This window comes from Bacteroides sp. 3_1_23, assembly GCF_000162555.1.
GTDB lineage: Bacteria > Bacteroidota > Bacteroidia > Bacteroidales > Bacteroidaceae > Bacteroides > Bacteroides ovatus.
This window is the reverse complement of sequence record NZ_GG774953.1, coordinates 13,473-27,256: the sequence shown is the minus strand read 5'-3', so window position 1 is coordinate 27,256 and position 13,784 is coordinate 13,473. Positions and strand designations below refer to the sequence as shown.

Annotated in this window: 11 protein-coding genes; 7 read left to right on the top strand and 4 right to left on the bottom strand. The window is 40.8% G+C overall.

Translation table 11 applies throughout. The features are described from left to right. Positions 1–3: 3 nt before the first annotated feature. Positions 4–807 carry a glycoside hydrolase family 16 protein gene (locus HMPREF9010_RS09370; protein ID WP_008649775.1) on the bottom strand — a complete coding sequence of 268 codons (804 nt, stop codon included), beginning with the start codon at positions 805–807 and terminating at the stop codon, positions 4–6. A gap of 179 nt (positions 808–986) precedes the next feature. Here HMPREF9010_RS09370 and HMPREF9010_RS09375 point away from each other — a divergent pair, with 179 nt between their 5' ends. The 3 genes from HMPREF9010_RS09375 to HMPREF9010_RS09385 all read left to right on the top strand — a co-directional run bounded on the left by HMPREF9010_RS09375 (position 987) and on the right by HMPREF9010_RS09385 (position 5,728). Beyond that, positions 987–1,946 (top strand): phosphate acyltransferase, encoded by a 960-nt coding sequence (locus tag HMPREF9010_RS09375; RefSeq protein WP_004296252.1) that lies wholly within the window; start codon positions 987–989, stop codon positions 1,944–1,946. 25 nt (positions 1,947–1,971) lie between these two features. Beyond that, positions 1,972–3,033, top strand: coding sequence for a butyrate kinase (buk, locus tag HMPREF9010_RS09380; protein WP_008649772.1), 1,062 nt, complete (start codon positions 1,972–1,974; stop codon positions 3,031–3,033). A 412-nt stretch (positions 3,034–3,445) separates the two neighbouring features. Then, complete coding sequence (locus tag HMPREF9010_RS09385) at positions 3,446–5,728, top strand: GH92 family glycosyl hydrolase (protein WP_008649770.1); 2,283 nt, start codon at positions 3,446–3,448, stop codon at positions 5,726–5,728. A gap of 215 nt (positions 5,729–5,943) precedes the next feature. On the opposite strand, the gene HMPREF9010_RS09390 is transcribed toward HMPREF9010_RS09385, so the two are convergent. Further along, positions 5,944–7,701, bottom strand: coding sequence for an ATP-binding protein (locus HMPREF9010_RS09390; RefSeq protein ID WP_008649769.1), 1,758 nt, complete (start codon positions 7,699–7,701; stop codon positions 5,944–5,946). Between the two features lie 29 nt (positions 7,702–7,730). Continuing rightward, the gene (locus HMPREF9010_RS09395; protein ID WP_004296256.1) at positions 7,731–8,204 is read right to left on the bottom strand and encodes a helix-turn-helix domain-containing protein; all 474 of its coding nucleotides are present in this window, start codon (positions 8,202–8,204) and stop codon (positions 7,731–7,733) included. A gap of 219 nt (positions 8,205–8,423) precedes the next feature. Between HMPREF9010_RS09395 and HMPREF9010_RS09400 the strand changes: the two genes are divergently transcribed. After that, positions 8,424–8,687, top strand: coding sequence for a hypothetical protein (locus tag HMPREF9010_RS09400; protein ID WP_004296257.1), 264 nt, complete (start codon positions 8,424–8,426; stop codon positions 8,685–8,687). A 492-nt stretch (positions 8,688–9,179) separates the two neighbouring features. Here the strand turns inward: HMPREF9010_RS09400 and pnp are convergent, their stop codons facing one another. Continuing rightward, entirely contained in the window at positions 9,180–11,306 is a 2,127-nt protein-coding gene (pnp, locus tag HMPREF9010_RS09405; RefSeq protein ID WP_032852788.1) for a polyribonucleotide nucleotidyltransferase, read from the bottom strand. Between the two features lie 196 nt (positions 11,307–11,502). On the opposite strand from pnp, the gene HMPREF9010_RS09410 reads away from it, so the two are divergent. From HMPREF9010_RS09410 to HMPREF9010_RS09420, 3 genes are all read left to right on the top strand, one after another. Continuing rightward, positions 11,503–12,654 carry a TlpA disulfide reductase family protein gene (locus HMPREF9010_RS09410; protein ID WP_004306934.1) on the top strand — a complete coding sequence of 384 codons (1,152 nt, stop codon included), beginning with the start codon at positions 11,503–11,505 and terminating at the stop codon, positions 12,652–12,654. 181 nt (positions 12,655–12,835) lie between these two features. After that, complete coding sequence (gene greA, locus HMPREF9010_RS09415; RefSeq protein WP_008649767.1) at positions 12,836–13,300, top strand: transcription elongation factor GreA; 465 nt, start codon at positions 12,836–12,838, stop codon at positions 13,298–13,300. A gap of 51 nt (positions 13,301–13,351) precedes the next feature. Next, positions 13,352–13,744 (top strand): HIT family protein, encoded by a 393-nt coding sequence (locus HMPREF9010_RS09420; protein WP_004311936.1) that lies wholly within the window; start codon positions 13,352–13,354, stop codon positions 13,742–13,744. Positions 13,745–13,784: the final 40 nt, after the last annotated feature.

The following is a 13,784-nucleotide window of genomic DNA, read 5'->3' as shown; positions in this document are numbered from 1 at the left end:
TTCTTATTTTATTGACTTTCGTTGATAAAAACGTACCCAGTCCACTTCCATTTCTACCGGAAGATCCTCGGGAGAGACTGCTCCCACCCACGAGCCTCCCAACTGCATATCAATCAGCAGATAAAATGGCTGAGTAAAAGGGAATTGTCCTTCTTCTTTCGTTTGTATGCGGGGGTAAGTAAACGTATGCACATCATTGACATAAAATGAAAGACTGTCCGGATACATTTCGACTACAAAAATATTGTAGCGGTCAGGGTGAATCACTCCCATAGAATGTGATACCGGATGATCCTTGATCCCCAGCGTATAAGTGTAATGGGAATGAACTGTCTGATAAGCAATAGAATCGTTATTCAAACGTTCCATGATATCAATCTCACCGCCAGATGGCCATGCCGCTCCTTCAGGCAACATCCAGATGGCAGGCCATGCTCCTCCCGCCGCATTCAACTTGGCACAAATCTCAATACGCCCGTTCGTAAAAGCCTTTTTGCCTTTTGTATACACACCGCCTGTCAAATAAGGGGCAGTGTCATTGCGTTGGGTATGATTGACAATACCTCTCAACACCAGTTTGCCTTTACGCATGGCATAGCAGGAATCAAAGTCTGTCATATAGTTATTCCAGTCTGACTTACCTCGTGGAATCTTGCTCCAGACCTGTGAATCGAAACTCTTTTTCTGATTAAAGTTCTCTTCCCAGATCAAAGACCAACCGGAAGACGTCTTGCTGCTTTTACAGGAAACAAGCGTCCAACAAAGGAGAATTAAGCTAAGAAATAATAGATTTTTAAACTGTTTCATGGTGCTTTTATTTTATTGGGGGATTTATTTGCAAAAATACAGGAAAAAACGGTTCCATGCACATCCAACAGCCAAAACAAATAAAATATAGCAAAATGTTACATAATGGATGTAATTTTTCGGGTTATAATCATTATTTTTTCAATCATTTTTCTGATATTTGCTAAAAATCTAACGTTATGGAACCTATTCTAAATTTTGCCCAGTTAACGGCTCATCTTAAAAAACTAAACCATAGAAAACGAATTGCCGTGGTCTGTGCGAACGATCCTAACACTGAATATGCCATCTCCCGTGCTTTGGAAGAAGGGATTGCAGAATTTCTGATGATTGGAGATTCTACCATTCTGAAGAAATATCCCACGCTCAAACAATATCCTGAATACGTAAAAACCATCCACATAGAAAATCCGGATGAAGCGGCGCGCGAAGCTGTCCGCATTGTGCGTGAAGGAGGAGCGGATATTTTGATGAAAGGGATTATCAATACGGACAACTTACTGCATGCCATACTCGACAAAGAAAAAGGTTTGTTACCGAAAGGGAAAATCCTCACGCATCTGGCAGTAATGGAAATTCCTACTTACCATAAACTGCTTTTCTTCTCGGATGCCGCCGTCATTCCGCGTCCTACTTTACAGCAACGTATAGAAATGATTTGGTATGCTATCTGCACCTGCCGTCACTTTGGTATCGAACAACCGCGTGTCGCATTGATTCACTGCACAGAAAAAGTGAGTGCCAAGTTCCCTCATTCACTAGATTATGTGAATATCGTAGAACTTGCCGAAGCGGGAGAATTCGGAAATGTGATTATTGACGGCCCGCTGGATGTACGTACTGCCTGCGAACAAGCAAGTGGTGATATTAAAGGGATTGTATCTCCTATCAACGGACAGGCAGATGTCTTGATATTCCCGAACATTGAATCGGGTAATGCATTCTACAAATCCGTCTCTTTGTTTGCACAGGCAGAAATGGCAGGATTGCTGCAAGGTCCTATTTGCCCTGTAGTACTTCCATCGCGTAGTGATTCCGGCTTGTCCAAATATTACAGCATTGCAATGGCATGCTTACAAGTGTCAGGAGATTGCAAATGCAGAAAACAAGTCAGCCAAGTCACCGGCTCATCATTCTAAATTCACCACTAAAAGCCTACTATTCATGAAAATTCTGGTTATCAACCCCGGTTCTACTTCTACTAAAATAGCAGTTTACGAAAATGAAACTCCGCTGTTTGTCAGTAATATAAAACATTCTGTAGAAGAACTATCCGCTTTTCCCGAGGTGATAGACCAGTTTGAATTCCGGAAAAACCTGGTGTTACAAGAATTGGAAAACAATAAGATACCTTTTTCTTTTGATGCAATCATCGGACGCGGCGGTTTAGTGAAACCGATACCGGGCGGAGTGTATGAAGTAAATGAGGCCATGAAACGTGATACAGTGCATGCTATGCGTACCCATGCTTGTAACTTAGGAGGATTGATTGCCAGCGAACTGGCCTCCACATTACCCGACTGTCCGGCTTTCATTGCTGATCCGGGAGTGGTGGATGAACTGGAAGATATAGCACGCATTACAGGTTCTCCCTTAATGTCGAAGATCACCATCTGGCATGCATTAAACCAGAAAGCAATCGCCCGCCGCTTTGCCAAAGAGCAGGGAACCCAATACGAAAATCTGGATTTAATTATCTGCCATCTGGGAGGTGGCATCTCTGTCGCAGTCCATCACCACGGACGAGCCATTGACGCCAACAATGCATTGGACGGTGAAGGTCCTTTCTCACCGGAACGTGCCGGTACACTTCCCGCCGGTCAACTGATCGACCTATGTTTTAGCGGTCAACTCACCAAAGACGAATTGAAAAAACGTATCTCCGGACGCGCCGGACTGACCGCCCATCTAGGTACAACCGATGTTCCCGCCATTATACAATCTATCGAAGAAGGAGATAAAAAAGCGGAACTGATACTGGATGCCATGATTTACAATGTTGCAAAAGCGATAGGAGCCAGTGCCACCGTACTTTGTGGGAAGATAGATGCCATCCTTCTGACAGGAGGTATCGCCTATTCGGACTATGTGATTTCAAGACTGAAAAAAAGAATCTCTTTCCTGGCTCCCATCTATGTTTATCCCGGAGAGAATGAAATGGAGTCGTTAGCATTTAATGCCATAGGAGCACTAAAGGGGGAATTGCCGATACAAATCTATAAATAGGCGGGCGCACAAAAAGGCTATTCAGTTACCAATCACCAAGCAATCTGATAGTTTCTGTTTCTAATTGGAAACGGCTAACTGCACAGCATCATTCACAATGCCTGCTAATATAAAGTCTTGAACACATAAATGGTACGACAAAAAACAGTAATACAAATAATAACAGTAAGGTATATTTGTCTATTTCACATAGATAGTTGAATAACATAGTAAAAAAACACTTTTGCGATAGTTTCTTTAGCGGGGTTAATAAAAAAGCGCCTATTAGCCATCGCATTAACCACGATTTTAACCACGACCTTAACCACGAAGCTATACTTTTGTCATGTCTCAACTCGTTGGAACATTCAACATTGGCAACACATGAAAACGCTGTGATTACTTCGCAAGCTATAAACTCAAAAAGAAAATTATGAAGAAATGTTGGTTATTATTTTTAGTGCTTAGTTGCACGTTTCTTGCCCAGTCCAAAGACTGGACACAATACGTTAATCCGTTAATGGGAACACAATCATCTTTTGAATTATCAACAGGTAACACCTACCCCGCCATTGCCCGCCCTTGGGGAATGAATTTCTGGACCCCACAGACCGGAAAAATGGGAGACGGATGGCAATATGTCTATACAGCCAATAAAATCCGTGGATTCAAACAAACTCATCAGCCCAGCCCATGGATAAACGATTACGGACAGTTCTCCATTATGCCGATGGTGGGTAAACCTGAATTCGACGAAGAAAAGCGGGCTAGTTGGTTCGGACACAAAGGAGAAGAAGCAACTCCTTATTACTACAAGGTATATCTGGCCGAATATGATATTGTCACGGAGATGTCTCCGACCGAACGTGCTGTTCTCTTCCGGTTCACTTTCCCGGAAAACGCACATTCGTATATTGCAGTCGATGCATTTGACAAAGGTTCTTTTATTCAGATTATCCCAGAAGAAAACAAAATTATCGGTTATAGTACACGCAATAGCGGAGGAGTTCCCGAAAACTTCAAGAACTATTTTATTATTCAATTCGATAAGCCTTTCACCTATAAAGCCACTGTAAATAATGGAAATATTCAAGAAAATGCAACCGAACAGACAACTGACCATGCAGGAGCCATTATAGGTTTTAAAACTCAACGTGGAGAACGAGTACATGCACGCATCGCCTCTTCCTTTATCAGCTTCGAACAGGCTGCAAGAAATATGAAAGAATTAGGAAATGACAATCTAGAGCAGATAAAACAAAAGGGACAGAAAGCATGGAACCAAGTACTGGGAAAAATCGAAGTGGAAGGAGGAAACCTCGATCAATACCGCACTTTCTACTCCTGCTTATACCGTTCGTTACTTTTCCCCCGAAAATTCTACGAACTGGACGAAGCCGGAAAACCTGTTCATTACAGCCCTTATAACGGGCAAGTTCTACCGGGATATATGTTTACCGACACCGGATTTTGGGATACCTTCCGGTGTCTTTTCCCATTACTGAATCTGATGTATCCGTCGATGAATAAAGAAATGCAGGAAGGGCTCATCAATACCTACAAAGAAAGCGGATTCTTCCCCGAATGGGCCAGCCCCGGACACAGAGACTGCATGATAGGAAATAATTCGGCTTCCGTACTGGCAGATGCTTATTTAAAAGGTATTAAAGTAGAAGATGTGAAAACTTTGTACGAAGGGTTAATACACGGAACAAAGAACGTACATCCCACCGTATCTTCCACAGGAAGACGCGGATACGAATATTATAATAAGTTAGGCTATGTCCCTTATGACGTAAAAATCAATGAAAACACAGCCAGAACTTTGGAATATGCCTACAATGACTGGTGTATCTATCAATTAGCCAAAGAATTAAAGCGACCGGAAAAAGAAATACAGCTCTTTGCCAAACGGGCGATGAACTATAAGAATGTATTCGATAAAGACTCCAAGCTCATGCGAGGAAAAAATGAAGATGGAACATTCCAATCTCCATTCTCACCATTGAAATGGGGAGATGCATTTACCGAAGGAAACAGCTGGCACTACTCATGGTCTGTATTCCACGATCCACAAGGATTAATTGACTTAATGGGAGGAAAAGATATGTTTATCACTATGCTGGATTCTGTATTTTCCGTACCTCCTGTCTTTGATGAGAGTTATTACGGGCAGGTTATTCATGAGATTCGTGAAATGACAATCATGAATATGGGGAATTACGCGCATGGCAACCAACCAATCCAACACATGATCTACCTATACAACTATGCCGGTCAACCCTGGAAAGCGCAGTATTGGCTACGCCAGGTCATGGATAGAATGTACACACCGGGCCCTGACGGATATTGTGGAAATGAAGATAATGGGCAGACTTCGGCATGGTATGTTTTCTCCGCATTAGGTTTTTACCCCGTATGTCCGGGAACCGACGAATACGTCGTTGGAGCTCCTCTTTTTAAAAAAGCAACCTTACATCTTGAAAACGGTAACAGCCTCATCATCCGTGCAACCGATAACAACAAGAAGAATATGTATATTCAAACAATGAATCTGAACGGCACAGAATATAAAAAGAACTATCTACGCCATGAAGACTTATTAAAAGGAGGAAACATTAACTTCCAAATGGGAAGCCAGCCCAATTTAAACAGAGGAACGGAAGAGGAAAGCTTTCCTTACTCCTTCTCTAAAGTCCTAAAAAAGATTCGTTAAATTCATAAAAAACAAGAGACTGTTTAACTAAGTCTCATGTTGATAAGTTTGCCTCTATTATGGGAATCCATAGCAGAGGCAAATTTTATTCTTCAAGACTTATTAGGGATATTCATTAAAAGGAAAAAGTGATCTCCTTATTCATCAACGTTTCAAAAATCAGAAAAAGATAGAGGAGCCACACACCTTATAGCAACATGTATGCTACTTGTCTCTTAAGAAAGAGTTACCTCCTCCAATAAAGCAAGCTCCCAACTACGCCAAACAATAGTAATTAACTTCAACTCACCTTTCGCCCTGGCTTCTGCCACTAGTTCGTCTTCACTATAACGAAGCAACTGACCACGTGCCTCATCGGCAAGGATACGTATTTCTTTTTCCGAAGCACCGGCTTTTGCATATTTCACCTCAAGCAGATAGGTGAAAGGAGGCAGTACAGGAACCGACGGACTAGGTTTGAAGAAGAAATCTGCAAAACCCTTATTCAATTCGTATTCCGGATAGAGCTGATAATAACGATACATTCCTAAATAGGCAAGCAAGAAGCCTTTAATGTGCGCTTCACCTTCAATATATTCACGGATACGACTTTGCTCACGAACAGCATTGGCGATAAAATCGAACAAAGGTTTCCAGTCTCCCCTGAAAGCCATATTCTCAAATAAAGCACTCATCCTGTTCATGTCAATTTTAAAGATATCATGCTTGATGTAGCCTTGTATCAAGAAATTAAACAGTTGTTCTCTTACAACCAAATTCGGTACATGTAAAATGGGTCTTCCCACCATGTCCACACCTTTGATGGAAAGAAGTCCGAAATAGAATAATAAAGACTTGAAATTACTGGGGTCCGTCATCTCCAATGCAGAGAAATGAGTAACGATGTCAGTAGTGATTTCTCCTTGCTCGGCTATTTCCTTTATAACGGAAAAATTCTCTCCCAACCCGTGATCTAGCTTTATCAAGTATGCCAACTTGTTAAAGTCAGTGCGAATATTGGGATCTACGATTTCTTCAGGCTTTTCCCCATGCAAAACAAAAGACTTCATAAAATAAAGTACCATATCAGAATTAAACATACAGTCCACCAATCTACTTCTACTAAAGCAATAATTGTCATAATTAGGTTTCATCATGACAACAGTTTCATCTACAGATTGCATCAACACTCCTTGTTCTTTATAATAAGTCAGCATTTCACGCAATTCTTTCTCACTAAAACCAACTAAATCATTAAACCAAGGATCAGTCGTTATATTGGTTCCGATGTTAAAGCCACTAGTCACATCATCCATCGTCACCGGACTCACTCCGGTAATAAACAACCGTTCAAGAGCGGCTCCGGTTCCGGTAGTGGCAGATTTTATCACGTTAAAGAAGCCACGAATAAAACCTTCGCCATGCGTTGCTTTCCTATAAAATTCCGTACCGTAAGTCGAAAGAATGGTATTGGTGAAATTATCATATTCATCAATGAGTAAATAAATACGAATATTTTTCTTACGGGTAGCATAGGAATTAATCGCAGACAGAAAAGCACCGGGTTCTTCTTGTATTTTCTCATCAAGAACATCCCAAATTTCTTTTCCTAACAAATCTTCATACTTAAAGACAAAATCTTTAAGTTTGCTACAACAATGCAGCTTAAACGATAGTTCTACTTCATTGACATTGGAACTCACTTCCGAAAAATTAAATCGCATGATGAGAAACTGATTGTGGAGCTTCGTCGGATGCTGACCTATGTATAGCTGACCAAACAACTCGTCAAACTGTTCAGCATGATTTACGTCATAATAGGCCTCTAACATAGCCAAAGTCAGACTCTTCCCAAATCTACGGGGACGTATCAGAAACAGATAAGGCGGTTGCATCTCTATTTTTTCAATGAACATTGTCTTATCTACATAATAATAATTCTCTTTCTGAATTCGGCTAAAATCAGTTATTCCGTAAGGTATTTGTTTCATCATATTGCGATTCCTTTCAATTTATCTGTCCCTTATTTCTGCAGACTTTTTTCAATATTCTGCAAACGGCGTTCTAACGCAGCATACTTTTCATCCTTTTCTTTTAAAAGACGCTCGTAGAGTTCAGTGATTTTGTCGATAGGATTGAAGTTGTTAACTCGACTATCATTAATACTATCTTCGGTATCAGACTTAACTATACCCATGCTGATGTTTGCCCCACCTGCACTTTGTTCTGAATTATTCACCGTATTATTTTCAAACACCACCGTCTGTGCATCCTCCTCCAAAGTCTTGAGATAATCGAAAGGGACATTCAATGCACGTGCAAAACGTTGCAACATCTCATCATCAATCACTTTCATCTTCTCATATTTAGAAACAGCAGGTTGTGAGAGATGTACTAATTCACTCAAACCCTCCTGGTTCATATCCTTTTCAATACGGGTACGACGTATATTGCGTCCGTGATGGACTCTCCCAATTGTCAATTCTTCTGTTTCCATTTTTATTTTCTTTCTTTTTAAAATCCAACAAATATACAAATGAAAAGTTTCGCTCGAAGCAAATATACGAAAAAAACGAATAGATGTGATAATATGGATAAAAGGAATATTACAACCTGACAAATAGAATAAAATGAATACTTCAAACAGCGCATAATGTGTTAAATTATCACGAACTTTACCGCACGAAAGGGCAACAAAACAAAAGAGCTTACGGACATGAAAAGAATATTGACAAATAAAGAATACAGGTTCATAAAAGGGCTCAAAGAATTGATGATTAAATACAATGCGGTGATCTCTACAGATGCGCAAGGGAAAATTGAGATTGTGGTGAATGAAGACAACGAATCATTTGATTTTGAAGCAGAAAGCACGATCTATTTAGGAGCTTGTTTTTCAGATTATGAGTTAAATGAATTACTGGAAAAGAACTTCGCACACATAAAACGAATAAAAGAGGAGTATAAAACAAACTTGTAAACGGATCTATATAATCGAAAAATCATTAATCCTAATCTCTATATAAACACCCCACCGGTTTCTTTAAAACCAACGGCCTCTTCCTTTTAAAGGAAGGGGTCGTTCCTTTAAAAGGAACGAGGCTTTGGTTTTAAAGGAAGAAAAAACAGCCTTATTTGCAGGTATATTTGCCTGTATCATAAACTTTTTAAATAAAAAAGCTCTTTCAAAGAAATTTTTCTCATATCTTTGCGACGTGTTAAGTTAATAAATTGATTAAGGTCGATTTTTGACTGTTTCGAATCGGGAAGTATGGGGGTACTTTCCGATTCTTTTTTTGGGGAGGATATAACAAGGTGTCTTTCATCTTTTTAAAGGTTTTAATAAACTGAATAAATCTAATATATACTAACTCTATATATAAAACAGTTCAACCCCGGATGATACTAATAAAAAAAGAAGGCTGTTTCAAAATTGAAACAGCCTTCTTTATATATAGACGCTATCGCGTTCTTATTTCTTTTCTGGTCTTGGCATCAACACTTTTCTTGAAAGTTTGAATTTACCAGTTTTCTGGTCAACATCAATCAGTTTTACTTCGATTTCATCACCTTCCTTAATTCCAGCTTCTTCTACTGTTTCCAGACGCTTCCAATCAATTTCAGAGATGTGCAGCAAACCATCCTTGCCCGGCAAGAATTCGATGAATGCACCGTAAGGCATAATAGAACGAACTTTACCTTTATAAACTTCGCCCACTTCAGGAACAGCAACGATTGCTTTAATCATGCGCATTGCATTATCAATACATTTTTTGTTTGTTCCGGAAACTTCGATGCGTCCCATACCATCAATTTCTTCGATAGTAATCACAGCACCGGTTTCTTCCTGCATACCTTGGATGATTTTTCCACCAGGGCCGATTACAGCACCGATAAATTCTTTAGGAATTGTCATCGTTTCAATGCGTGGAGCATGTTCTTTCAGGTCAGCACGTGGTTCAGCGATTGTTTCAGTAATCTTACCCAGAATGTGCATACGTCCTTCTTTTGCCTGATTCAAAGCACGTTCCAGAATTTCGTAAGACAGACCGTCTACCTTGATATCCATCTGGGTAGCCGTAATACCATCTTTTGTTCCCGTTACTTTGAAGTCCATATCACCCAAGTGGTCTTCGTCACCCAGAATATCAGACAATACAGCATATTTTTCTTCGCCCGGATTCTTAATCAATCCCATAGCGATACCTGATACCGGTTTCTTGATCTTCACACCAGCATCCATCAATGCCAATGTTCCGGCACATACAGTAGCCATAGAAGAAGAGCCGTTAGATTCGAGAATATCTGAAACCACACGTACTACATACGGATAGTCAGCAGGAATCTGTCCTTTCAAAGCACGCCAAGCCAAGTGACCGTGACCGATTTCGCGACGACCTACACCACGTTGTGCTTTTGCTTCACCTGTAGAGAAAGGAGGGAAATTATAATGCAATAAGAAACGTTCTTTTCCGTGTTCCAAAACATCGTCGATAATCTTCTCATCCAGTTTTGTACCCAGAGTAACAGAAGTCAATGACTGTGTTTCACCACGAGTAAAGATAGCAGATCCGTGAGGGCCAGGCAGAGGACCTACTTCACACCAGATCGGGCGGATTTCGGTAGTCTTACGACCATCCAGACGCTTACCTTCGTCCAAAATAGAACGGCGCATGGCTTCTTTTTCTACATCGTGGTAGTAACGGTCGATCAATGCAGCCTTTTCGTCCAACTCTTCTTCAGAGAATTGAGCTTTGAATTCTTCGCGGATCGCTTCGAAAGCAGCAAAACGTTCGTGTTTGTTATTGTTTCCGGAAGCGGCAACTGCGTAAGCCTTGTCGTAACATGCTTCGCGAACAGCCTTGCGCAAGTCTTCGTCGTTTACTTCGTGGTTGTATTCACGTTTTACAGTTTTTCCAACCTCTTCAGTCAACTCCATCTGCGCTTTGCAATGAATCTTGATAGCTTCGTGAGCCACTTTCATTGCTTCCAGCAATTCAGCTTCAGATACTTCATGCATTTCACCTTCTACCATCATGATGTTCTCATAAGTAGCGGCTACCATCAAGTCCATGTCAGCTTTTTCCAGTTGTTCAAAAGTAGGATTGATAACGAACTGACCGTCGATACGCGCTACACGCACTTCAGAGATCGGTCCGTTGAAAGGAATATCTGAAACGGCAAGTGCTGCAGAAGCGGCAAGTCCTGCCAATGCATCCGGCATATCCACACCATCAGCAGAAAAGAGGATGATGTTCACATATACCTCTGCGTGATAATTATCGGGGAATAAAGGACGAAGAGCACGGTCGACAAGACGGCAAGTGAGAATCTCATAATCAGAAGCTCTACCTTCTCGCTTGGTGAAACCACCGGGAAAACGGCCGAATGCCGCAAATTTTTCTTTGTACTCTACCTGTAAAGGCATAAAATCTGTTCCGGGAACTGCATCTTTAGCGGCACAAACAGTAGCTAACAACATGGTGTTTCCCATGCGGAGCATTACAGAACCGTCTGCCTGTTTTGCCAACTTTCCCGTCTCGAGCGTGATGGTTCTTCCATCAGGTAACTCGATTGTCTTAACAATTGGGTTAATCATAAAAATTGTTTTATCTATACTTTTTCTTTCAAAATTCCTGCAAAGATATACATTTATCGTGGTAATTAGGTGGAAATGAGGTAAAAAGTTAGTGGCGAACTGATTTTTTTTCAAAATTAGGATGAAGAACACAGCAAAATGCTTTGACTAATCTCGAAAAGAAGTATATTTGCATCTCGTTAATAACACACACTATATGAAAAAGGTTACTTTTGCAGCGCTCGCCGCACTTACTATTACTGCTTGTAGTTCCGGCCCTAAATTCCAGGTGAACGGGGATGTATCAGGAGCCGACGGTAAAATGCTTTATCTCGAAGCTTCCGGTCTGGAAGGTATTGTTCCGCTCGATTCAGTGAAGCTGAAAGGGGAAGGTACATTCAGTTTCAAGCAGCCTCGTCCCGAGTCACCCGAATTTTACCGTTTGCGGATTGACGACAAAATCATCAATTTTTCTGTAGATTCTATCGAAACGATTCAAATCAAAGCTCCGTATGTGGATTTCTCTACTACTTATACGGTGGAAGGTTCGGAAAACAGCAATAAGATAAAAGAACTGACGTTGAAGCAGATTCGCCTTCAAAAAGAGGTGGACAATTTACTGGCATCCCTGCGCAGTAACGGAATAGGACATGATGTGTTTGAAGACAGCCTGGCAACATTGCTCAACAACTATAAGGAAGATGTCAAAGTGAACTATATTTTTGCTGCTCCCAACACGGCTGCAGCTTACTTTGCCCTGTTCCAGAAGCTCAATAATTATCTGATATTCGATCCGTTGAACAATAAAGACGATGTGAAATGTTTCGCAGCTGTTGCTACGAGCCTCAACAATGCGTTTCCTCATGCGGTACGTTCCAAGAACCTTTATAATATTGTAATCAAAGGAATGAAGAACACGCGTCAGCCGCAAACAAAAGCTCTGGAAATTCCACAGGACAAAATCGTAGAAACCGGTATTATCGACATTGCCTTGCGTGATGTGAAAGGAAATGTGCGCAAGCTGACCGACCTGAAAGGCAAAGTCGTTTTGCTCGATTTCTCTGTATTCCAGTCGCCTGCCGGAGCTCCTCACAACCTGATGCTCCGCGAACTATATAATGAATACGCAAAACAAGGACTGGAAATATACCAAGTATCTCTCGACGCGGACGAACACTACTGGAAAACAGCGGCAGATAATCTTCCATGGGTCTGTGTGCGCGATGGAAACGGAGTTTACTCTACCAACGTAGCCGTATATAATGTTCGTCAGGTTCCATCTATCTTTTTGATTAATCGTAACAACGAATTGAAGCTTCGTGGCGAAGACATTAAGGATTTGGAAGCAGCTGTCAAGTCATTGCTCTAAGTTGTTATAATTTAGCATATTTCATTTAAATATGTTACATAGCATCTTTTTTCACTTGACACGTATCACTTAAAAGGCTATCTTTGCAAAGAAATAATGAAAAGAGGGTTCCAACATGGCTCATGTTGGAATTCTTTTTTGTTTATATGACCATTTAAAACAATTAAAGGAGGAAAACATCATGGCTTATATGTCAGAAGAAGGTTACAAGAAACTGATGGCGGAACTGAAGGAACTGGAAACAGTGGAACGCCCGAAGATCTCTGCGGCAATAGCCGAAGCCAGAGATAAAGGAGACTTGTCGGAAAACGCTGAATACGATGCAGCAAAAGAAGCGCAAGGTATGCTCGAAATGCGTATCAACAAACTGAAAGCTACCATTGCAGATGCCAAAATCATCGATGAATCTAAATTGAAAACAGATTCCGTACAGATTTTAAGTAAGGTGGAACTGAAGAATGTAAAGAATGGCATGAAGATGATTTATACCATCGTTTCAGAAAGTGAAGCTAACCTGAAGGAAGGAAAGATTTCCGTTAATACCCCGATTGCACAAGGTCTGCTTGGCAAGAAGGTGGGTGATGTAGCAGAAATTACTGTTCCACAAGGTAAAATTGCACTGGAAGTAGTAAACATATCAATTTAACGTAAAGGCAGGTCTCCATGTGAGGCTTGCCTTAATTTATCAATAAAAGTTATGGCAACAATATTCAGTAGAATCATCGCAGGAGAAATCCCCTGCTACAAGGTGGCAGAAAACGAAAAGTTTTTTGCTTTTCTCGATATCAATCCATTGGTAAAGGGACATACATTGGTAGTGCCCAAACAGGAAGTAGACTATATTTTCGATTTGAGCGATGAAGACTTGGCTGCTATGCACGTGTTTGCAAAGCAAGTAGCCTGTGCCATTAAAAAAGCATTCCCTTGCCAAAAGGTAGGCGAAGCTGTTATCGGACTGGAAGTACCCCATGCACATATTCATTTAATTCCTATTCAAAAGGAATCGGATATGTTGTTTTCGAATCCGAAACTGAAATTGTCGGATGAAGAATTCAAGTCCATAGCGCAAGCAATCAACTCCTCTCTATAAAACATGATGATGAAATAATGAAAGGCATTCCGTGATGGAA